The sequence below is a fragment of the uncultured Kordia sp. genome, assembly GCF_947496985.1.
Lineage (GTDB): Bacteria > Bacteroidota > Bacteroidia > Flavobacteriales > Flavobacteriaceae > Kordia.
Window position 1 is genome coordinate 148052 of the sequence record NZ_CANMEZ010000002.1, and the last position, 22877, is coordinate 170928.

Sequence of the window (22877 nt, forward strand, 5' to 3'; positions counted from 1 at the left end):
ACTTTTCAAACTTGGAAAACTGTTTTTTTAGATCCCATTCTTCAACGGGATAAGTTCATTTAGGAGCTTTAAAAGCAGCTAAATGAACTTAATTACAACCGCAACCGCCACCTGTTTTCCCACCATTTGCACCTGAAGCCGCTTCACGATATACTTGAAAATTTGTTTCGAAGCGCTCAATTCCTAAGGAGGAAAGTTTCATGTCAGGATCATTAATGTTTATTTTTTGATATTCTTTTACGGCAACACACGAAGTGTTCAAAAGCAATAAAGACACAATTAAAAAATGAAGTCTGTTCATATTTTATTCTATTTTAATATTTGATGAATAGTGAATTTTTCCTGTATCATCTACAATGATGCATTCTATATTTTGGAGTTGGTTAATCATATCAATTCCAACATCTTTTCCTATGACAAAAATGGAAGTAGCTAAAGCATCTGCTAGTTCAGCACTTGACGCTAATACACTTACGCTTACAATTCCGCTACTTGGATACCCAGTTCTGGGATCAATAATGTGTGTGTATCTTTTTCCGTTGAATTTTACTTGTTTTTCATAATTTCCCGAAGTCACAATTGCTTGTTCTTTTATGGGAATCATAGTAAATACTTTATTTTTATTGAGCGGATTTTTGATGGCTATTTTAAAATTTTTACCGTTAATTTCTGTTCCCCAAGTATTCAAATCGCCCGAAGCATTAATAATTCCAGCTTGCACATTATGAGATTGTAATAGTTTTTTTGCTTTGTCTGCGGCATATCCTTTTCCAATAGCGCCAAAACCGATTTTCATTCCTTTTTGTTTTAAGAAAACAGTTTGATCAGTTTTGTTAAGAATGATGTTTTTATAGCCAACTTTCGCTACCGATTGTTGTATTGCTTCCGCAGATGGTATTTTAGTCATGCTTCCATCAAACTTCCAAATACGATCCATAGACGCATAACTAATGTCAAAAGCGCCGTTAGTTAGTTTTGATATATAAATGGATCGTTCTATCAACTGAAATAGTTCTGTATCTACTTTTACCGCTTGTATTCCGGCATTTTGATTAATGAGTGATGTTTGTGATTTTTTATCCCAAGAAGAAATCAACTTTTCAATCCGAGTCATTTCGGCAACAGCCAAATCGATATAATTAGTAGCTTCATCTTGAGTGTTTGCTATAACGGTTATATCAAAACGACTTCCCATTAATTTGAGCGTTCGTTTGTGGACTTCCTGTGCAGTTGTCACAAAAAAGCTTATCAATAATAAATATGTGAAAATTGATTTTTGCATCGTTTTAAAAAGCATTTAATAGTTTTAAGTAGGCTTCAGGATTCGTTTTTTGATATCCTAGTTGCCCTAATTGCTTTCCAGTTTTATCCAACACGACGACTAAAGGGAAATATCCTTTTGGATTGTATGTTGCTGCCAATTGCTCATTTTGCGCTTGTAATGCTTTAGATAGTTTATTTTTTTTACGTCTTGGAAAATCTGCTTTTAGCAATGTGTAATTTTCTTTTGCATACGATTTAAAAGTTTCCGAATTCCATATTTTACGTTCTAGTTTCATACAAGGTCCGCACCAATCGGAACCAGAGAACACTAGAATAATGCGTTGATTTTTGGTGATAGCTTCTTTTTTTGCAGTTTCAAAATTTGTATTCCATTCTTGTCCAAAACTTACAGTTATTACTAGGAACATAAAGCAAAAGAGTGTTTTCATATAGGGACTATTTTAGTGCTGGCTTATATTCATATGACATCAAAAAAGGAATACACCCTATTTTATTTGTATATTTTTTATGAGTTTTGCCTATTTTTGGAGCCCATACTTGAATTAAATGCAAGAAAACGAACCTTCTATTTGCGAGGAAAAAAATTATAACGAACTGTTTCGTAAGTTTTACGAACCTGCTACGAAATACATTTATTATAAGTGTGGAAATTTACAGCGTGCAGAAGATATTGTTCAGAATGTGTTTATTAAACTTTGGAAATTGTGCGCCACTATTACTTTCTCAAAAGCGAAATCTTATATCTATACTGCAAGTAACAATTCATTCTTAAATGAAGTTGCACATGAGAAGGTCGTTTTAAAACATCAAAAAGCAGTGACGGAACATTCCAATCATGAGAGTCCTGATTTTTTGATTGAAGTAGAAGAGTTTAGAGTCAAGCTAAAAGAAGCTATCAATACACTTAATCCGAAAGAAAGAGAAGTTTTTTTAATGAGTCGTGTTGATCAAAAAACTTATAAAGAAATTGCCGAAATCACTGGTTTAACTGTAAAAGCCATTGAACGCAGAATGAGTAAAGCTTTGAAGGAGTTGCGTGCTATTTTAGGAAAAGAAATAAAAATTTAATAGGGTGTGTTCCATTTTAAATGTCTAGTTAATAAGAAACTAAGAGTATGAAGAAAAATTACGAGACAGATGAATCATTTTTAGGACGATGGATTGCTGGTGAGCTTTCTGAAGAAGAACGTATTGCTTTTGAGCAAACGAATGCTTTTAAAGAGTTTCATATTATTAATAAAGAAGCACAACTTTTAGGTGGTCCTACAATTGATGTTGAAAACGCACTGAAGACTGTAAAAGAGAAACTTACCCCTAAACCAAAGAGAAATAAAATAATCAAATTGTGGCAAGCAATTTCTGTGGCAGCAATTGTTATTTTTTCTACTGGAATTTTGCTGACATCTTCTAAGACCTATACTACAGGAATAGGCGAATCACAAACAATTATATTGGCTGACGGTTCAACAGTTAACTTGAATGCAAATTCGAGCTTGTCTTACAAACGTTTCTTTTGGTCATCAAATAAAAATGTGGAATTGACAGGTGAAGCGTATTTTTCTATTACAAAAGGGGATGATTTTAGTGTAGAAACTTCTAAAGGAATTGTTGCTGTTTTGGGAACAGAATTTAATATAAAAGATCGTTCAAATTTTGATTTGAAATGTTATGAAGGAAAAGTACAATTTATTCAAAATGATAAAGATCATTCTTTTATTTTGACGAAAGGAATGCAAGTTTCTATTGAAGAAAACACATTAAAACAAGCTATTTTTACAGAAGAAACACCTACATGGAAAAAAGGAGTTTCTACATTTACAGAACAACCGTTATCGGAAGTTTTAGAAGAATTAGCAATCTATTTTGATGTGACTTTTGACACACGTAACATTGACACAACTCGTTTGTTTTCAGGAAGTTTTTATCACACAGATATGATTACCGCTTTAAAAGCAACATTGCTTCCTATGGGAATTACATATAAAAAGACAGGCAAAACAATTGTACTTTCTGAGTAATACTGTCCAATAAAAACTTTACACCTTTGTGTGACTTAAAATCAAATTTATGAAACAGCTTTGTGCTCTATTTTTGTTTTTAGTATTTGCAGTTTCAAATGCTCAAAATAAAGATTACACCTACCAAAACACACCGCTTTTAGAAGTTATTCAGCAAATCGAGAAGGAATACAATTTTACATTTTCGTATGCGAATGATATGATTCAAAATAAATCGATTACATTAAAAGCTTCTCAAATTGAATTTTCAGAATTACTTATTATTTTAGAAGCACAAACAGGCTTGCAGTTTGAGAAAATTTCAGATACACAAATCATTATTACCCCAAAACAAGCAAACAATAAAGTTTGTGGTTATGTTTTAGATGCAACGACACGCATGCCAATTCCATTCGCAACAATTACAGGCAATGAAAATCAGCAAGTTGCTACAAATTTGAATGGTTTTTTCACAATCAATAAAACGACCTCAAATACTTTTACCGCAAATAGTTTTGGGTATACAGCACTACAATTTTTTGGAAGTGAAAATTGCTTACCAATATATTTAACACAAGGAACAGAATCGCTAGAAGCCGTGATTATTTCTGGATATATTACCAATGGAATTGATAGAAATCAAGATGGTTCTATTTCTGTTGACACAAAACGCTTGGGCATTTTGCCTGGTTTATTAAATGCTGATATTGCACAAAGTATTCAGTTAATCCCTGGCGTTTCTACCTTAGATGAATCGGCTACAGGAATACAAATCAGAGGTGGATCGCCTGATCAAAATTTAATTTTATACGATAATATTAAACTATACAATACAGGTTATTTTTACGGAATGTTCTCTTTATTCAATCCGTTTGCAACACAGAGAGCCACTATTTTCCGATCGGGTACAAGCGCGAGTTATGGCGATCGTATTTCGGGAATTATTGATATTTCTAGCGGAGACGAAATTCCAGAGAAAACTAGCAGCGGATTTGAAATTGATGGTGTAGCAATCAACGGATTTGTAAAGACACCTTTATCAGAGAAAGTAGCTCTATATGTATTTGCCAGACGTTCGTATCCTGATGTATGGAAAACGCCTACATATAACAGTTATGCAGATAAAATTTTTACAAATTTTGGAGTAGCTAGAGATATCAATGGAAATGTATTGGAGTTAGAAACGGATGATGATTTTAGTTCTGAAACAAGTAATAATGATTTTTCTTTTGTAGATGTAAATACCAAAATTGTTTTAAAACCTAATAAAAAAAACACGCTATCTTTTAGCGGATTGTATACTAGAAATAATTTAGACTTTGATTTTACTGGAGGCGATGAGTTATTGATTGATTCACTCACAACTAAAAACAAAGGCTTGAGTTTTGAATGGAAACATAGTACAAGTGAGAAACAACACGAAAAGTTAACTGTGTATTTTTCTGAGTATAACTCGTTCTATCAAAATAAAGAAATAAAAGACGAAACAGGCGATGGAATTCCTGATCTGGATGAGATTAATACACGACAGAACGATATTGTAGATATTGGCGCAAGTTTATCGTTAACCAGGCAATTGACTGATTCACAAAAACTAACCGCAGGATATCAACTTTCATATACGGATTTAGATATTATCATTAGAAAAGAAAAACCATTAGAAAATACTATAGAAGATGCTGGACAAAATGATAGTAATTTTAAAAATGCACTATTTGGAGAGTATACGCTAAATTTTAAGAATAAAGGTTTTATCAATGCAGGAATACGATTTGTACATTACAATTCGGTAAATACATTTTTAGCCGAACCGCGTATTAATTTTGAATATCCGTTAAATGATCGCTTTCGCGTGAAAACGGCAATTGAGCGTAGAAATCAACCCATTTCGCAATTGATCGAATTTAATCATACAGAATTGCGTTTGGAAAATAATTTATGGCGTTTATCCGATAACAATCAATATCCATTATTATCAAGTAATCAAATATCTGGAGGAATTTTGTACAGTCACAAAAACCTAAATATTGATATTGACGCGTATTACAAAGAATTGGAAGGCTTAACGACGTTTACGAATGGTTTTAGCAATCCACTAGAAAATTTAGAGGAAGGAGAAAGCACCATAAAAGGATTGGATGTTTTATTGAAATATAAATGGAATCACTATAAAATTTGGGCAGGATATACCTTTAATGATATTACATTTAAGTTTCCAAACTTAGCAGGAAACGCTGCCAAGTTTCCAGGAAATAATGACATTACACATGCGTTTCGAATTTCAAATACTTTAAAAGTTGACAATTGGCAATTTTCTCTTGGATGGCAAATTCGATCAGGAAAACCCATAACACCTGTTAATAGTTACGAAATTAAGATTGATGCTGATGGCGAAAATGCGGGAGTTGTTAATTTTGGGGCGATCAATAGTAAACGATTGCCAGATTTTCACCGTTTAGATGCTTCTATTTTGTATGATTTCAATATTAAAAAACTACGCGCACAGTTAGGTGTTTCTGTGTTGAATTTGTACAATAGAGTACAACCGATAAGCATTACTTACAAAGCAGAACGTAAACCTTTAGATGATGGTGGAATTCCAGTAGAAGGAACTACAGGCGCAACTCTTGAAGAACGTGAAGTCATTTTAGAACAAGTAATTCAGCGTTTTTCTTTAGGATTGACACCTAATGTTTCGTTTAAAATTTTCTTTTAATGGCTAGAGCATACATCTTTACAAGAAAATTATAAACGACAATAAAAAGTTAGATAACCATATTAAACTAAAAAAAAACAACCTATTTATAGATTTTTATGAAGGTTTACACTTTAAAAGTGATGAAGAAGAATAAGAGTGTGACAGAATATGATACTTTAGGGATAAACTTTTTTAAGTAATATTTTCTGTATTCAACTTAGCAGAATTACACATCATTATTCTTCAATGTTTGCTTAAATAAAAATCAACTTTAAGTATTACTTTGTATAGAAAGAATCATTAAATTTCTTTTTTTTAACATGGAGGCATTTATAGCATATATTAAATTATATATAACACTATCTGAAGAAGCTGAAAAAGAGATTCTCGAACAGATTTTAGTAGAAAAAGTTCCAAAAGGAGAACAATTTTTAGCAGAAGGAAAAACTTGTGAACGTCTCTATTTTATAGCAAAAGGAACTGTTAGAACCTTTCATTATCAAGACGGAAAAGATATTACGTATTGGATTTATCCCGAAAACATGATGATTACTTCATGGCATAGTTATATTTTAAGAAAATCTGCCTCAGAATATATTGAAACTACAGAAGATTCTACCTTAGTATCATTAACCTATAATCAATGGCAAGAACTATACTTAAAACACCCTAAATTAGAACGTTTTGGCAGACTAGTTTTAGAGGAACAAATGGCTTTACTAGATGATTTTTTTAAAGGATATTATTTCTTAACTGCAAAAGAGAAATATGAATTATTGGTAAACGCTTTTCCAACCATAACGCAGCGTGCAAATCTTGGACATATAGCTTCCATGCTAGGAATTTCTCAAGCAACTCTTAGTAGAATTCGTGGGAAATAAAAAAGGTAGTCAATCCATCTTTTCAATTACAGGTTTTTACAATTTTAGTGATCGCGAGCCTTCAAAGTTCAAACTTTTTGATTCAAGATTTGAGGAAGTCAAATCGTTTTTTATCTAGAATGACATCACCTTCAACCCTCATTTTAAATTTTATCTTGATAGAGTTATTTTTGTATTACATACTCCATAGTTACATTTGAAGAAACCAACTTACTCAGATACCATTTAAAAACATAATGACTTATTATAGATTTGATTGAAATAACAGAAATATATAGTTCGAATTTTGAGTAACATCTAGCAATATCAGATTACTATTATTCTAAGGATACAACTCATTAATTTAAGTGTTTTATTTTTTCACCCATTAATCCTTTTTAAGTGCTTAATCATCCGTTGTTGTGCTTTTACTTGAGCAATTTGTAAACTCTTAGCAAATTCACTATCGGCCACTGCCCTACATAATACTTCACCATTTTTGTAGACGATCCACCAATACTTACTTTCTTTGATGTATTCTGCCTTTAAATGATAACCATCTTCGGTATAGACCTCTTTACATTTTTTATTTCCTTTCCACTTCATATATAACACATTCTTAGCTTATCAAAATAATATTACTTAAACTAGTTTTTCTATTCCTTTGGAGTATTTGGAAGTTCTGCTACATTAAGATTACAATTACTGTTGTAAGGATTTCTATACTTTCCCCTTAAATCCAAATAGTAACCCTAATTTTATCATTTAGGTTAAGACTAGTTTTTTTTCTAATTTCAATTTTTACTGGTAGTAGGTAAGTGTCCATTTTAGTATCAAACCAAATTGCAGTATCCCATTTTACATCTTTGATAGCAGCAACAGCTTTCATTCGTCCCCAGCCATCTTCCTGCCATTGAAGATTTTTTCTAATTTCTTTTGAAATGTTTTTAGGGATTGAAATAAAAACCCATCCACCTGAAGATTGGTCTTTCCATAGTTTTCCTGAGAATTCATATTTAATTTTGACTTGCAACTATATTTTAATTTTTATTGATTTTCTAATTTGTTTTTAATGACAACTTTTATTTCAACTCTTCAGATTTGATATTTTTTAAGTCCTGTTAATCCAAAATCTGAAAAATAAAAACTACTATTGATTGAAATTTATTCCCAAAAACTTTCTATTTCTTCAAGAGACTTTCCTTTTGTTTCTGGAATAAATTTGTAGGTTAAAAAGATAATTATTAGAATAAATCCTATAAAAATGAAATAAGGTATTGAACCATTCCAGAAAGTGTTGTTGTTAACCTCACTTTCCATCACTATTGGAAATGTTTGAGACACTAGGTAATTTGCAGCCCATTGTGCTGCCACAGCTACCGACATTGCTACACTGCGTATTTTATTGGGAAACATTTCTGATAATATTACCCAAACAACTGGTCCCATTGATAAAGCAAATGATCCAATGAAGATAAGTACTCCAATTAATGAAATTAAACCTACCGCTTCTAGTTGTAACGATATTCCTAATATTAGAAAACCAACAATCATACCTATTGAGCCAACATATAGTAATGGTTTTCTACCATACTTGTCTATAGTAAACATTGCTACAAATGTGAATACGAGATTAACTAGCGCCAATAATATTTGTTGTGCTAAAACATCTTCTTTACCAAATCCTAAAGCCTTTTCAAAAATATCTGCTCCATAATATAATACAGCGTTGATGCCTGTAAATTGTTGCAATATGGATAATGCTGTTCCTATAAAAATGATTGCTAATATTGCTTTGGAGAAATAGTTGATCTTCACCTTTTTTTCATCTTTTTTCAAGGAAGCTTTAATTTCTTCTATTTCATTTTTAGCTTGCTTCTCTCCATGAATTTTATTTAAAATATGTAATGCTTGTTCTTCTTCTCCTTTTATAGCCAACCATCTTGGACTTTTTGGCACTAAAAACAAAAGCGCTAAAAACAATAAACTAGGAATAAGTTCTGACCAAAACATACGTCGCCAACCAAATTGAATATTTTGTGCTTCAGATAAATTATTACCTATAAAATAGGTTGCTAGAAAGACCACAAAAAAACCAACGACTATAGCCAGTTGATAATAGGTTACCATTTTACCTCTGATTTTACTTGGCGCAATTTCTGCAATGTACATTGGTGCATTCATAGAAGCGATACCAATTCCTAATCCTCCTATGATTCTAAATACAACTAACATCGTAACGGTTTCTGGCACTATTTCTGGCAGACCTGAGCCCCAAGCTGAAACAGAAAATAAGATTGCTGATATGATTAATGACCATTTTCTACCTATTTTAATACTCATCGGTCCAGCTACAATTGCTCCAATAAAACAACCTAACAATGCACTTCCTACTACCCAACCTTTTAGTGCTGCATTAAGTTCAAAGTATTTACTAAGATAAAATTGAGCTCCATTAATTACTCCTGTATCATAACCAAATAATAGTCCACCTAGTGCAGAGATTGCTGTAATAAGCAGTAAAAATGTTTTTTTATTCATTGTGTATAATTATAGTTAGTTCAAATTCTTTGTAAACAGACAAGTTATATCACTAACATTGCAAGTTCTTATTTTGTATAACACTTTTAGTCTTCATGACTTATAACGTAAAAAATAATCCGTTTTAAAAAGCATATTAGTTTACATTATTTATACTAGAATTCTATTCAACAAAAATGATTTCACTTTGTTCAGAAATTCCATTTTCATTGTATGATTCTATGGTGAAATAATACGAACTATCTTTATCTAGGCAGCGCATAAAATGTGTGTTAGTATCATACACTTGCCAAGATTGATATAGTTTATCTGGAGCAATTCCCCAGCGAATGTTATACCCTTGGGCACTTTCAACTGTATCCCAAGATAATGATATATCTCTTCGGTCTTTTTCTCGGTTAATTTTAAAGTTAGATACTTTACTCGGCACTTCTCCTAAACCAAGTCCAAAGATCCTGACTTCTGACATCGCGAAGTTATTCCCAGGTACTTTTATATTATTGTATCTTAAATATTTTGCCTTTACTGGCTTTTTTAAAACAATGTATGCATTTGGTGCATCTTGGTCGCTGTTACTTCTATCAATAACAGTTTTCCAGTGACTTCCATCTTCTGAAGTTTCAATAGTAAAACGATGATTTAAACCCTCAACACGTGTGTATATCCCAGATTCGTGATCATGATAATTTAGTTGAATAGCATGTACTGTTCCCGTCTTTTTCATTTCAATGGTAAGCCATTGTTCATTGTTATTTGCTTCCGCAACCCAAAAAGTTTTGGGATTTTCGTCTGTTAATACTTTTGTAGTGATTTCTCCTTTTAAATTTTTATGTATGGGTAATTCTTTGATTTCTATCTCATCATCATTTGAAGTAAACTTCATTACTTGTTTTAACGAAGAGGAAACTGTCACATTTCCTTTGTAAGACAATAACATCCAACCGTTGTGATGCCCTGCTTTGTTGGGATGATTTGGACCAAAACGCGGATAATCGCCATAGGCTGTATTGCTATACATTAATCCATCTTCGTCAAAATAAGTAGGAAACATACACAGTCTACGTTCCCATTGTGCATTAGAAGCCAAAGCCATGGTCGCAAAATGCCAGTATTGTCCATTAGTCTGTTTAACTGTGATACCATGCCCTGCTCCATTTGTAAATCCTCCAGGTTTAAAACTCATAGGATTATTTTTCATATAACTAAATGGTCCAAGTGGTGAATCTCCAACATAAACTCCATCTGCATATACATTGAATTGTGTTCCTGGAGCCGCATATTGTAAGTAGTATTTTCCTTTATGTTTCGTCATTGAAGCACCTTCCATATAGCCTTCTTTTATTTTAGGATGAAAGTTATTTTCACCAAAGCGTTCCCAACCATGTTCTTCTTCTACGAGATTGATCAAGTCTTTTTTAATACCTGTTTCTAAAAAACGATCTTCTTTATTTAGTGTTTTTACACGCAGCGGATGCAAGTTTGATGAACCCCAGTATAAATATGTTTTACCATCATCGTCTATAAATAATTCTGAGTCTTGAATATTATTAGAAATTGAAGCTGTTGGAGTCCACAGTCCTTTTTTAGGATCATCTGTGTATAAAATACTTCCGTAACCAGCAGGGTTTCCAGCAAAATAAACTAATGAGTCTTTATAATTAAATGCTGTTGGTGCGTTGCTACCTTCAAAAAACCATTGTTGTGGTTTTATAAATTTCCAATTGACTAAATCGATGGAATGCCAATATCCAAACGATCGTGTTACAAACATATAATATTCACCTTTAAACTCAATAACTGCTGGATCGGCGCCAGAACGATATGATTGATTCTGACTTGAATTGTATACCATATAGGTATAGTCAATATCTAACGGATTGATGTACGTTTGTGATGTATTTATATCTGTCTTTTTGGTAGTGTCATCTTTAGCAACTATATCCTTTTCTTGGGTTTTCTTACAAGAAAAAAGTATAGAGATTACTAATATAAACTGTATTATTTTTACGAATTTCATATTACATTGGTACTATTATGTCTCTGCATTTCCCCCTAATTGTTTAGTAGCTTTTCTTGTTGATCTTTTAGTGTTTTTTAATTGTATCTGAAACTATTCTATAAGTTCAAAACTAACAGCTGTTCCACCTCCTTTAGCTAGATTCAATTTTAAACTAGATGTGTGCGTTACTGTTTTTGTTAGTATCTCATAGCTTTTTGGGTTTTCTTGCCAATCAGCATTTTCTCCATCTTGATATATTACTGCTTTGTATTTTTTCCCTTTTGTTAGAAAATCTAATTTAATTGTGGTTTGTCTAGCATTTTTATTTGTTATAGCGCCTAAAAACCAGTTTTCAGAATACTTATCTTTACGCACTACTGTAATATAATGACCTGGCTCTGCTTCGAGATATATAGATTTTTGCCAATCTAAAGGAACATCTTTTATAAATTGAAATGCGTCTAAATGCTTTTCATAATTTCTTGGAAGATCCGCTGCCATTTGTAATGGTGAATATAACGTAACATATAAGGCTAATTGTTTCGCTAATGTAGTATGTACTTGCTCTGTTTTTGTAGGATCATATGCGCTCATTTTTAATTCGAAAATTCCAGGTGTATAGTCCATTGGTCCTCCAAGTAATCTTGTAAATGGTAAAATAGTTTCATGTTCTGGAGGATTGCCTTTACTCCAAGCATTGAACTCATTTCCTCTAGCTGCTTCAGAAGCAATATAATTTGGGTACGTTCTATGATAACCGCTTGGTCTTACACTTTCATGAGAGTTTACCATAATGTTATATTCAGCAGCACGTTCTATTACAAAATTTAAATGATTCACCATAGTTTGCCCATCGTGAAATTCTCCTCGAGGAATTATTCGACCTACATACCCCGATTTTACAGCTGGATAATTATACTTCTTCATTAGTCCTAAGGCTCGGTCTAGATGTCGTTCGTAATTGGCTACAGCACCAGAAGTTTCGTTGTGCATGATCATTTTTACACCTTTAGCTTTGGCATAATCAGCAATTTCTTTAATATTAAAATCTGGATATGGTGTTATAAAATCAAATACATCTTCTTTCCATTTGCCGTACCAATCTTCCCATCCTACATTCCAACCTTCCACTAAAACACCATCAAAACCATGGTTGGCAGCAAAATCAATATATTTTTTTGTGTTTTCGGTAGTTGCTCCATGTTTTCCAGTTGGAATCATATTGCCAACAGCAGTTCCTGCATTGTGTGCATTTTGACTTCCTGCATAATCCCAAGTTGATATCCCAATGTGCATTTCCCACCAAATGCCTATATATTTCATAGGTTTTATCCAAGATGTGTCTTCAATTTTACATGGTTCATTTAGGTTTAAAATCATTTTAGAACTTAGTATATCTTTTGCATCATCACTCACCATAATAGTTCTCCACGGAGATTGAGATGGAGTACGTAAATACGCTTTATCACCTATTGCATTTGGAGCTAAGTTCGCAGTAAGTTGAAATCTGTCGATGTCTACGTCTAGGTGCATGACTGGATAGTTAAGCACAGCTGCTTCAAAGATATTGATGTACAATCCGCTAGAAGACTTCATCATTAAAGGTGATTGTACTCTGTATTGACTTAAAATACTTTTTAAACCAACTCCGTTTTCTAAGTCTAATTTAGCATTATCAATTTCGGAAATTTTTGTTTCATTATATGCATACTCTTGGCTGTCATAGTCTCCTGGAATCCAAAATGTTTTATGATCTCCCGTTAATGTAAATTCTGTATTTTCTTCAGAAATAACAAAATACTTTACTTCGTTATCAATCGGGAATTCATACCGAAAGGCTACACCTTCATCAAATACTTTAAAGACAATATTTAATTTAGTGTTGGTATCTTTCTGATTTAGAAAAAATCGTATTTCGTTGTAATGGTTTGTAATAGTTGAATCTTCCCCAAGTACTGGTTTCCATGTTTCATTAACTGTTTTCTTTTCAATTTTGATAATACTAAAATCTTTAGTTAAGGCAACTCCATCTTTTATGGATATTCCTAATTTACTTTTTGAGATGATTGTATTTTCTTTATAAGATACTTGGTATGTAGGTTCACCTTTTTCAGTTAATGAAAAAATTACTTTTATGTTTTTTGAAGGCGATGTTACGTCTTGAGCAAATGTTTTATACAAACAACCGAACAGTAAAAGAATTATGGATATTTTTTTCATTGCATGAAAATTATTCGGTTAACGTAAATTTTGATTGTAATGTTGTATTTGAATCTGTGCCAATGAAGACTTCAAAATCTCCTGATTCAGCAACAAAATCAAAGTCGTAGTTATAGAATTTTAAGTCTTCAATAGATATGGTAAATGTTACGGTTTTTGTTTCCCCTTTTTTTAGGGATATTTTTTGAAACGCTTTTAGTTCTTTGACAGGTCGTGTTATTGTACCTACAAGATCTCTAATGTATAGCTGCACCACTTCTTTTCCATCATAGTTTCCTGTATTTGTAATGTTTACAGATACGTTTATAGTGTCGTTATTAGTCATTGAAGTTTTATCTAGTTTTATTTCACCATACTCAAAAGTTGTGTAACTCAATCCATAACCAAACGGATACAATGATTCGTTACGAACATCAAGATAATTAGTCTTAAATTTTTCAAATTTACCTTCATTGTTTCCTAATGGTCTTCCTGTATTTTTGTGATTGTAATATAACGGAACTTGACCAACATTTCTAGGAAAGGTCATGGTTAGCTTACCTGATGGATTGACATCTCCGAAAAGAACATCTGAAATTGACAAACCTGCTTCACTCCCTGGAAACCAAACGTTAAGAATTGCTGGAACAGTTTCACTTTCTTCAACTAAGGTTAATGGTCGCCCAGTAAATAATACCAAAACCACTGGTTTTCCTGTTTTTAGTAGTGCTTGTAATAAATCTTTTTGAACTTGAGGAATTTCGATGTTAGTACGACTGCTACTTTCTCCACTAAACTCTGAGGTTTCACCAATTGTAGCAACAATAACATCCGATTTTTTAGCAATCGACAAAGCTTCGTTTAAAAGTTGTTTGTCTGTTTTTTCATCTCTTGGAATGTCTTTCCCAAACATGGTAACTCGTTTTTCTAGTGCTAAGTCTTTAGTTATGTTGCTCCCTTTTGCATATAATAGATTAACTTGATTTCCAACCGTTTGCTCTAAACCATCCCAAACCGAAATAGCTGTTGCGTGATCTGTAGATACACTCCAAGTTCCCGGCATATTATTACTAGCCTTAGCTAATGGACCAATGACAGCAATTGTCCCTGACTTTTTTAAGGGTAAAAGCTGATTTTCATTTTTCAATAATACTGTAGATTCTGCGCCAACTAATCGAGCAAAGTCACGATTCACTTGTGTGTAGGTTTGATTTTCTGCACGTTTTACATTGCAATATTTATAAGGATCTTCAAATAGTCCAAGTTTATATTTAGCTGTTAGTATACGAGCAACCGCTTTATCAATATCTTCTATTGTAATTTTTCCTTTGTTTATCGCTTCTTTTAGAGTATTTGTATAGGATGCTGCAATATTAGGAGAATCGCCTGCCATATCCATATCTAGTCCTGCTTTTAGTGCTAACGTAGTTACATCAAATTCGTCTCCCATTCCATGTGCTCTCATTTCGTAAATTCCTGTATAGTCTGATACTACGAATCCATTAAAACCCCAATCTTCGCGTAACAAATCGGTTAATAACCATTTATTTCCAGTTGCTGGAATACCGTCTATTTCGTTGAATGATGCCATCACAGAACCCGCACCTTCTTCTATAGCTGCTTTGTAAGGTGGTAAATATTCATTGTACATTTTTATACGACTCATGTCTACCGTATTATAGTCTCTTCCTGCTTCAGATGCTCCATATAAAGCAAAATGCTTCACACAAGACATGATTGTATATTCAGCAGCTAATGAATCTTGTTGATATCCGTTTACCATTGCTTGCGCTATTTTCCCTCCTAAGTAAGGATCTTCTCCTCCTCCTTCAGAAACGCGTCCCCAACGTGGGTCTCTAGAAATATCTACCATTGGTGAAAAAGTCCAATTTATTCCGTTAGCACTAGCTTCATCAGCAGCAATTTTCGCTGTTTTTTCTATTAGCTCCATGTCCCAAGAACAAGACAATCCTAATGGAATAGGAAAAGTTGTTTTATAACCATGAATTACGTCCATTCCAAAAATTAATGGAATTCCTAAGCGACTTTTCTCTACCGCAATCTTCTGAATTTCATATATGTTTTTTATGTCTTTTATATTAAAAAGTCCGCCTATCTTTCCTTCTTCTATTTTTTTGACAACTCCAGTACTTTTAGAAGATCCTGTTGTAATAGGACCGGTTGCAGGAAGATTTAGTTGTCCTATTTTTTCATCTATAGTCATTATGTTAATGATGGAATCTACTTTTTGCTTGTATAGATTACTCGTAGTTTTTGGAGTTTTATTTTTAATGACTGTTTCACAAGAAGGTATCGTAATTAAAGTAATACCGACAATGATTAGTTTTATATTTTTCAGTATGGTCTTAGTCATTTTTTATTTTTTTTGATTTAGAAAAAAGCCATGATAATAATTTTGATTCTGCAAAAGCTAAATCCCAACTATTATGATTTGCATTGCCGTATAGTGTAAAATTTGGTTTTCCCCCATTATTTAATATTGCGCTTACCATCTTTATAGATCCTTTTGGATCTATTACATTATCTTCTGCTCCATGAAAAATCCACATGTCTACTTTTTTAGCATATTTTTCAGTTAATTCAGCATTACCATCTCCGCAAATGGCAAATGCTGCGGAAAACATATCTGGTAGTCTTGATAAAATTTCAAACGTTCCCATTCCTCCCATTGATAAACCTCCAACATAAATTTTGTCTTTATTTACATAGTTTTTACTAGTTAATTCTTGCATTAAACTCATGACAAGCTGCATTGACTTTGTTGCCTTCTTGTTTTTTGGAAATACTAAGTTTATAGGGTAACTACTTCTATCTATTTCAGCATTGGACCAATAACTATTTTTTGGGCATTGTGGAAATACTATAATTGCAGGAAAGGAATCACGATTGGTTGTATTTACAAATAGTTTACTTCCATGAAGAAGTTGTTTTTGGTTATCACTTCCACGTTCTCCTGCTCCATGAAGAAACAGTACAACAGGATATTGTTTAGTTTCAGAAAAGTCTTTAGGATACATTATTCGATATTTTAAAGTATCTCTTCCTTCTGAGTGAATCCTTTGTTTATATAAATCTTCTTGTGCGGTAACCAACGTACAGAAAACAACTAAACATAAGGTTAACACGTTTTTGATTAGTTTCATCTCTATTTTTAATAAGTAAAGTTTAAGGCATTCAAACTATTTTGAACATCTTCATTTTGCATAAATAAATTCCATAGTAAACCAGAACGATAATTTTCTATCATTATAATTTGTGGCCCTTGATCAATTGCTAAGTAACGTTCCGTAACCCAATTGTAATGAGGACTAAATGCATCATAAAAGCCTGCAGGTCCCATCAGTTCATTGTCATAAAAAAAGCGCATTGCAGCTAGAGACTTTTCAGGTGTATACGGTATAGAACTTATAGCAGCAGTTGGCGAAATAACACCAGAATCATTTTCTGGGTCATGTGCAGAATAGCCAACACTTCCATCTGTGTTTCTGGTGTAACTTGAAGTTAATCCCCAACAATTCGATCCGTAATCATCATAGTTGTTTGGATTATTGACACAGTATTGATAATTAATATTCGTATGATTCACATTCAAATCCCAGTAATTAGCATACTGATCTGATAAGTTTGTTGGATTTAAACCTATATACGAATAATGAGCCCAAAACAAAGGTCCTGTTCCTGAGCCTGCATGATCTAAAATTAAGGGAATACCATATTGTATCGACGAAGAAGCTATAGTTCCATTATTTGCCCAACCTTGATGGTATGTCGCTACTGGAATAGAATGATTGGGTGAAGCTACTCCTAAAATAAATGCAATTAGCGTTTCATTATACCCTTGAAGTTTTAGGTTAATTCCAAATTCATTTGTAGGGCTCCAATGCCAATATAATTCATTCTGATTTTGCGTATACCAATTCCATTCTATACTTTTCCATAATTGATCTGCTTGTGTTGCAAGTGCATCTTCTGCTGCAGTACCACCTTCTAAATATTCTTTTACACAAATAAGTCCTTGTGCAAAAAATGCAGTCTCTACAATATCACCTCCATCATCTAAGGCACTAAACGGAATGACAGCACCTGATATTCCATGTATCCAATGTGACCATGCACCATGAAAGCGTTCAGCATTTTCAAAAAAGTTTAAAATTTGAGTTAGTCTTTCAATACCCTCATTTCTGGAAACATATCCACGTTCCATACCAACTATGATAGCCATGAGTCCAAAACCACTACCTCCAGTTGTTACGACATATTGGCTATCTGTAGGATCATTTGGGTGGTATCGTTCTCTTGCTGCACCAGAATTACTTTCTGCATAATTCCAGAAATATTTAAAAGTTTCTCGTTGTACTAAGTCCATCAATTCTACATCAGACAAGGTTTCTTCAAGATTATTATTGGAAGACTCTTGACGTGTTGGAACATCATCGTCTGCACAACCTAAAAAAACAAGAAGCAATAGTATATATTTTAGCTTATTCATTTAATCATTTTTTTCATACGTAAATCCTAACTTTAGTAAGCCTTTTTTTACTTCTTCATTTTTCATAAATAGTTTCCATAAAAGTCCTGTTCTGTAGTTTTCAATCATTATAGGAATTGGACCTTGATCTATCGCTAGATATCTTGGTAAATACCAATTGTTTTCAAAGCTAAAAGCATCATAAGGTCCATATTTACCGACTAAACTATCGTGGTTTTTATAAATATTAACTAAAACATTCATACTTTCTTTAGGAGTATACGGGAATGATGATAAAGCTGCTGTAGGTGCTATGACACCTATATCTTTTTTTGGTCTATGTGCATAATAACCTTTTGTAGAGTAACTAGAAGTCAGTCCCCAAAGACTATCTCCATATCCTTTAAACTTTTTAGGATTATCTACGCTGTATTTATAATGAATTTTTGCATGATTCTGCGTTAACTTCCAATAGTTTGCATATTGGTCCGATAGTCCTTTGGGATTTAATCCTAAATAGGAATAATGCGCCCAAAATAATGGGCCGACAGGATCTTCATCGTGTTCAAAGTAATTGAGAACTAAATCTTCGCCATAGTAGGATTTGTTAGACATTATTTCTCCATTTCTTGCCCAGCCATTTTCATAAACATCTTTAGAAATAGAATGCGTAGGTGAAGCTGCCGCAAGAATGTACATAATTAGGCACTCATTGTACCCTCCTACTCGGAAGTTCATATCCCAGCCATATTTTGGAGACCAATGCCAATATAGGACTTCTTCACCACCTTTTGTATACCAGTCCCATTCTACGCCTCTCCAGAGTTTGTCAATTTTAGCGACTAGTTCTTTTTCTTTTTCATTTCCATCTTTAAAATATTCTGAAACTGTTAATAGACCTTGAATAAGAAATGCTGTTTCTACTAAATCGCCTCCATCATCTTTTTTACCAAATGGTCGAACTCTTCCTGTTTCACCATCAATCCAATGTGGCCAAGCACCATGAAAACGATCTGCTTGGCTTAAGAAATTAACAATTTTCAGATATCGATTCAGTGCTTGCTTTTTGGAAATCCATCCACGTTCTACACCTACCAAAATAGCCATTACACCAAAACCACTTCCTCCTGTAGTAACTGTATTTTTTGGCGAAGTAGGATGGTAAATATTATCTATGTGTATACGCTCTCTTGCTAATCCTGAATTAGGTTCTGCTCCATCCCAGAAATAATTAAACGTTTGATATTGTATGGTATCAAAAAGCTGTTCGTTATTTAATTCAATTTTAGTGTTTTCAATTAATACAGTATTTAAGTTTTCATTGGATTTTATATTTTTCTTACAGCTAAATACAAGAAAGAGTATGACTCCTAGAATGATGAATGTATATTTTTGTTTAAAAAATTTCATTGTAGGTGGCTTATTGAAAAACTTTAGCTGCATTTATTTTAAAAAATCCAGCTAAAGCAGTAATGACTAATTCAAAATTTAAGTACACTGTTATAATATGTTTTGTTTTTAAAATTTTAAAGCATGGATTGAATTTCTGCTTGAGATAATGCTTTTTTGAAAATTCTTAAATCATCCATGGCACTTTCATCAGATAAGTGTCCCCAACCTGTAAATCTAGGAGCTCCTGACATTATAGAAAGTATATCACAATCTGTCCAATCTACACCTGGGAAGGTGTTTTGACTAACTATTTGACCATTTATGTATACTACACATTCAGTCTCTGAAATTGTGAAAGCCATTTGCACCCATTGTGGATTTGCAGGATCTAAATCCGCAGCAGAACCTCCGTCAAACCACGCTTCTCCACTTCCTGTTCCAACATTTAATTTAAAACGTTGCATACCTCCTGCATTTTCGCGGAAAAATCTGAATCCGCTGTTTCTGTTATTTTGTGCATCAGGGTTATTTACATCTGGCGGACCAATCACTAAAATACCTGCTCTATCTGGTGCAGCGTCGACTTTGTAATTAAAGACAGCCGAAAACTCATTAGATAGTAATTGATCAGTAGGGAAAGTTAAATATGAATCCGCAGCACCTTCATAGGCGTTAGTTCCCTCAAAAGCATCAGAGGTAAATCCTGGATTTCCTACTTCAGTACAATCTTGATCACTGTAACTTTCTGTATAACTCCCGTTAAAGTCTAACTTAAATATTTCATCTGCTTGTGCTATTAATTCTATCACTTCATCTTGACTTAAAGCCATATTAAAGATTCTTAGCTCATCCATATAACTTTCATCAGAATTATGTCCCCAACCTGTAAATCTTGGTGCTCCTGACATTATAGAAAGTATGTCACAGCCTGTCCAATCTATTCCTGAAAAAGCATTTTGACTAACAACTTCTCCATTTTTATAAACAACTGCTTCTGTTTCTGAAATTGTAAAAGCAAAGTGAACCCATTCATCAACATTAGGATCAACATCTGCAGCAGCACCGCCATCAAACCAAGCTTCTCCACTTCCAGTTCCTATATTTAATTTAAAACGTTGCATTCCACCCGCATTTTCACGGAAAAACCTGAAACCACTTGTTCTGTTATTTTGTGCATCTGGATTACTTTCATCTGGTGGTCCAATAACTAAAACGCCTGCTCTATCTGGTGCTGCATTAACCTTTAACCAAAAAGAAGCACTGAATTCATTAGCCAATAGGCCATCTGTTGGGAATGTTAGGTAAGAATCTGAAGCTCCAGCATACGCACCTGAACCTACGCGACCTACCGGGGCAAAGTTAGGACTACCAAATTCAGTTGCGCTTGTTACTGAAACTAATTCGTTATAACTACCGTCAAAATTCATGTAAAAAGTTTCGCCAGGAAAAAGCGGAGTATATGGGGGTTCTTTACTAAAGTTAGACACTGATGTAGTGACATTACCCGCTAAATCTGTGGCAGAAACTTCTAAAACATGATCACCAGTTGTAATATTGTCATAAATAAATTCTTCATTAAATATTCTGAAGTCTAGAAACTCATCATAAAAAGCAATTTCTTGTCCGTCAAGTTTTACACTTACAGATTCTATTTCTATGTCGTCTTCTGCTCTAAATTTAATTGTAGTAGAAGCTATAAGATCTGGCACTTGAATTGAAAAACCATCAACAGGTTTTTCAATTATTACTGTTGGTGCACCAGCATCTGGCCCTGGATCTACTTCTGTTATTGGATCAATCCTATCTTCGCAAGAGAGCATCAATATCAATAATGATAACCCTAAGCTGTATTTAAATATTTTTCTCATATTTTTTTCGTATTAATTTTATTCCAATGGCAATAAATCCAACTGTTCTTGAGGATAAGGCAAAAATTCATCATCTTCCGTGAATGTTCTCCCTTCATAACTTAGCTCACTAAATTCATTTAGTCTAATCATATCAAAGTAACGGATCCCCCATTCCATCGCCAATTCTGCATATTTTTCATCCATAACATCTTGTGCGGTTACGCCAGAAAGTGATGGCATTCCTACTCTAGATCTTACCATATTAACAGCTTGATCTGCACTGATACCGTTACCACTAGCTCCACGTGTTAATGCTTCAGCATACATTAGTAATATTTCAGCATATCGAATGACAATGAAATTTTTACCAGAACCATAATCGTTTCTACCAGTAGTTAATTGGTTTGATGGTAGATAGTGTTTTCCGCTACCAAACATTGCTCTTGGATAATTGTTAAATACATCACCATCTAATGTTACGTTAGATATATAATTTGGTAGTGTTGTATAGCCTGGATCTTCCATGATTTCTTCTATACCTCTTGGAGTAAAGTTAACACTGGTAACCAGTCTTGTTTGTTCTCCTCTATCTATCATAAATTTGATAAATTTTAAGCTTGGCTCATAAAAACCCCAACCGCCTGACGCAGTTTCTACGAGTGGATCCCAACTAGATGGTCCAAAAGGCGCATATAAGTGATTACTTACTGGACCTGAATCTGAGTTGAAATCTGAAAATTGCAATTCAAAAAGATTCTCATTACTTAACTGCCCCGGCTTTTTGAAAAGCTCGTAAAAATCTGGGTAAAGCATAAATTTATTAGAATTGATTATTTCACCCGTTGCATCTGCAACCAATTGATAATTTTCTAATTCTAAGTTTGCCATAGCTTTTATTGCAAGGGCAGTATATTTTGTTACACCTCCGGCAAGATCGGTTCTTTCATTAGGTCTTGCGTCTGGTAAAAACGGAATCGCTTCATCCATCAAATTAGATATATATAGCATTACTTCTTCCTTGGTGAACACTCCATTATCTAGTTCTTGTTCAACATTTGTAGAAGTGATGATAAAAATATCTCCCCAGAGTTTGGACATTTGTAAATGTTGAAAACCACTCAATACTTTAGTTTCTGCAATATATTGATCGCCTAAAGCTACATCATCACCTGTGGCAAATTCTTTGTATTGTTCAATAGTTTCGCGTGCGTTGTTAATGTCCAGAATGTCTCCATAAAAGTTTACCCAAACTTGATTGAACATCCAAAATCCATTGTCATAGTTGAATAAATCAGTTTCAGCAAATAGAGGTTGATCTCCTAATCCGCCTGCGTTTACATCATCACCTCTTACTCCTACAAGAAGAGGATCTTCCCATCCTCTCGAATAGGTTACTGCGTATGCTCCAACAAGAGGTAGTATCATATCGTCAGTTTGAGTAAAGTCTAAATCTCCAGTTGCTAACTGACCATCATTTTCTTCTAGCAAATCATTACAGGACGTTAGTACAATACAAGCCATAAGCATAAATGGCAATGATTTGAGTTTTTGTCTTAAATTTTTCATAT

Annotated in this window: 18 protein-coding genes; 4 read left to right on the forward strand and 14 right to left on the reverse strand. The window is 33.4% G+C overall.

Annotated elements, in window-relative coordinates; genetic code table 11:
* Positions 1 to 88: 88 nt before the first annotated feature.
* Genes Q0828_RS05595 through Q0828_RS05605 form a run of 3 tightly spaced genes read right to left on the reverse strand, consistent with a single transcriptional unit; the run spans position 89 to position 1712 of the window.
* Positions 89 to 301: a DUF4266 domain-containing protein gene (locus Q0828_RS05595; RefSeq protein ID WP_298418431.1), complete on the reverse strand. Its 213-nt coding sequence runs from the start codon at positions 299 to 301 to the stop codon at positions 89 to 91.
* A gap of 3 nt (positions 302 to 304) precedes the next feature.
* Positions 305 to 1282: an FAD:protein FMN transferase gene (locus tag Q0828_RS05600; protein WP_298418433.1), complete on the reverse strand. Its 978-nt coding sequence runs from the start codon at positions 1280 to 1282 to the stop codon at positions 305 to 307.
* Positions 1283 to 1286: 4 nt separating this feature from the next.
* Positions 1287 to 1712 (reverse strand): thioredoxin family protein, encoded by a 426-nt coding sequence (locus Q0828_RS05605; RefSeq protein ID WP_298418435.1) that lies wholly within the window; start codon positions 1710 to 1712, stop codon positions 1287 to 1289.
* Positions 1713 to 1830: 118 nt separating this feature from the next.
* Between Q0828_RS05605 and Q0828_RS05610 the strand changes: the two genes are divergently transcribed.
* From Q0828_RS05610 to Q0828_RS05625, 4 genes are all read left to right on the forward strand, one after another.
* Complete coding sequence (locus tag Q0828_RS05610) at positions 1831 to 2352, forward strand: sigma-70 family RNA polymerase sigma factor (protein WP_298418437.1); 522 nt, start codon at positions 1831 to 1833, stop codon at positions 2350 to 2352.
* Positions 2353 to 2399: 47 nt separating this feature from the next.
* The gene (locus tag Q0828_RS05615) at positions 2400 to 3302 is read left to right on the forward strand and encodes a FecR family protein (RefSeq protein WP_298418439.1); all 903 of its coding nucleotides are present in this window, start codon (positions 2400 to 2402) and stop codon (positions 3300 to 3302) included.
* 49 nt (positions 3303 to 3351) lie between these two features.
* A complete protein-coding gene (locus tag Q0828_RS05620; RefSeq protein WP_298418441.1) occupies positions 3352 to 5997 on the forward strand; it encodes a TonB-dependent receptor plug domain-containing protein in 2646 nt (881 codons plus the stop codon).
* A gap of 302 nt (positions 5998 to 6299) precedes the next feature.
* The gene (locus Q0828_RS05625; RefSeq protein WP_298418443.1) at positions 6300 to 6860 is read left to right on the forward strand and encodes a Crp/Fnr family transcriptional regulator; all 561 of its coding nucleotides are present in this window, start codon (positions 6300 to 6302) and stop codon (positions 6858 to 6860) included.
* 360 nt (positions 6861 to 7220) lie between these two features.
* On the opposite strand, the gene Q0828_RS05630 is transcribed toward Q0828_RS05625, so the two are convergent.
* From Q0828_RS05630 to Q0828_RS05680, 11 genes are all read right to left on the reverse strand, one after another.
* Positions 7221 to 7445, reverse strand: coding sequence for a hypothetical protein (locus tag Q0828_RS05630; protein WP_298418445.1), 225 nt, complete (start codon positions 7443 to 7445; stop codon positions 7221 to 7223).
* Between the two features lie 127 nt (positions 7446 to 7572).
* A complete protein-coding gene (locus Q0828_RS05635) occupies positions 7573 to 7872 on the reverse strand; it encodes a DUF1905 domain-containing protein (protein WP_298418447.1) in 300 nt (99 codons plus the stop codon).
* Between the two features lie 131 nt (positions 7873 to 8003).
* Positions 8004 to 9380 carry a sugar porter family MFS transporter gene (locus tag Q0828_RS05640; protein WP_298418449.1) on the reverse strand — a complete coding sequence of 459 codons (1377 nt, stop codon included), beginning with the start codon at positions 9378 to 9380 and terminating at the stop codon, positions 8004 to 8006.
* Between the two features lie 163 nt (positions 9381 to 9543).
* Positions 9544 to 11397: a family 43 glycosylhydrolase gene (locus Q0828_RS05645; protein WP_298418451.1), complete on the reverse strand. Its 1854-nt coding sequence runs from the start codon at positions 11395 to 11397 to the stop codon at positions 9544 to 9546.
* A gap of 93 nt (positions 11398 to 11490) precedes the next feature.
* Positions 11491 to 13599 (reverse strand): glycoside hydrolase family 97 protein, encoded by a 2109-nt coding sequence (locus Q0828_RS05650; protein ID WP_298418453.1) that lies wholly within the window; start codon positions 13597 to 13599, stop codon positions 11491 to 11493.
* Positions 13600 to 13609: 10 nt separating this feature from the next.
* Positions 13610 to 15952, reverse strand: coding sequence for a beta-glucosidase BglX (gene bglX, locus Q0828_RS05655; protein WP_298418454.1), 2343 nt, complete (start codon positions 15950 to 15952; stop codon positions 13610 to 13612).
* Complete coding sequence (locus Q0828_RS05660; RefSeq protein WP_298418456.1) at positions 15945 to 16742, reverse strand: prolyl oligopeptidase family serine peptidase; 798 nt, start codon at positions 16740 to 16742, stop codon at positions 15945 to 15947. Before Q0828_RS05660 ends, bglX begins: the two co-directional genes overlap by 8 nt.
* A gap of 8 nt (positions 16743 to 16750) precedes the next feature.
* Positions 16751 to 18088, reverse strand: coding sequence for a glucoamylase family protein (locus tag Q0828_RS05665; RefSeq protein WP_298418458.1), 1338 nt, complete (start codon positions 18086 to 18088; stop codon positions 16751 to 16753).
* Entirely contained in the window at positions 18089 to 19477 is a 1389-nt protein-coding gene (locus tag Q0828_RS05670) for a glucoamylase family protein (protein WP_298418460.1), read from the reverse strand.
* Between the two features lie 116 nt (positions 19478 to 19593).
* Entirely contained in the window at positions 19594 to 21327 is a 1734-nt protein-coding gene (locus tag Q0828_RS05675) for a LamG domain-containing protein (protein ID WP_298418462.1), read from the reverse strand.
* Positions 21328 to 21345: 18 nt separating this feature from the next.
* Positions 21346 to 22875 (reverse strand): RagB/SusD family nutrient uptake outer membrane protein, encoded by a 1530-nt coding sequence (locus Q0828_RS05680; RefSeq protein WP_298418465.1) that lies wholly within the window; start codon positions 22873 to 22875, stop codon positions 21346 to 21348.
* Positions 22876 to 22877 lie beyond the last annotated feature (2 nt).

Bases quoted from the DNA above. Each gene is read 5' to 3' on its own strand.
- Q0828_RS05630 (WP_298418445.1), bottom strand. From the start codon at position 7,445: ATGAAGTGGAAAGGAAATAAAAAATGTAAAGAGGTCTATACCGAAGAT.
- Q0828_RS05595 (WP_298418431.1), bottom strand. From the start codon at position 301: ATGAACAGACTTCATTTTTTAATTGTGTCTTTATTGCTTTTGAACACT.
- Q0828_RS05640 (WP_298418449.1), bottom strand. From the start codon at position 9,380: ATGAATAAAAAAACATTTTTACTGCTTATTACAGCAATCTCTGCACTA.
- Q0828_RS05645 (WP_298418451.1), bottom strand. From the start codon at position 11,397: ATGAAATTCGTAAAAATAATACAGTTTATATTAGTAATCTCTATACTT.
- Q0828_RS05600 (WP_298418433.1), bottom strand. From the start codon at position 1,282: ATGCAAAAATCAATTTTCACATATTTATTATTGATAAGCTTTTTTGTG.
- Q0828_RS05615 (WP_298418439.1), top strand. From the start codon at position 2,400: ATGAAGAAAAATTACGAGACAGATGAATCATTTTTAGGACGATGGATT.
- Q0828_RS05625 (WP_298418443.1), top strand. From the start codon at position 6,300: ATGGAGGCATTTATAGCATATATTAAATTATATATAACACTATCTGAA.
- Q0828_RS05650 (WP_298418453.1), bottom strand. From the start codon at position 13,599: ATGAAAAAAATATCCATAATTCTTTTACTGTTCGGTTGTTTGTATAAA.
- Q0828_RS05680 (WP_298418465.1), bottom strand. From the start codon at position 22,875: ATGAAAAATTTAAGACAAAAACTCAAATCATTGCCATTTATGCTTATG.
- Q0828_RS05605 (WP_298418435.1), bottom strand. From the start codon at position 1,712: ATGAAAACACTCTTTTGCTTTATGTTCCTAGTAATAACTGTAAGTTTT.
- Q0828_RS05665 (WP_298418458.1), bottom strand. From the start codon at position 18,088: ATGAATAAGCTAAAATATATACTATTGCTTCTTGTTTTTTTAGGTTGT.
- bglX (WP_298418454.1), bottom strand. From the start codon at position 15,952: ATGACTAAGACCATACTGAAAAATATAAAACTAATCATTGTCGGTATT.
- Q0828_RS05675 (WP_298418462.1), bottom strand. From the start codon at position 21,327: ATGAGAAAAATATTTAAATACAGCTTAGGGTTATCATTATTGATATTG.
- Q0828_RS05660 (WP_298418456.1), bottom strand. From the start codon at position 16,742: ATGAAACTAATCAAAAACGTGTTAACCTTATGTTTAGTTGTTTTCTGT.
- Q0828_RS05620 (WP_298418441.1), top strand. From the start codon at position 3,352: ATGAAACAGCTTTGTGCTCTATTTTTGTTTTTAGTATTTGCAGTTTCA.
- Q0828_RS05610 (WP_298418437.1), top strand. From the start codon at position 1,831: ATGCAAGAAAACGAACCTTCTATTTGCGAGGAAAAAAATTATAACGAA.
- Q0828_RS05670 (WP_298418460.1), bottom strand. From the start codon at position 19,477: ATGAAATTTTTTAAACAAAAATATACATTCATCATTCTAGGAGTCATA.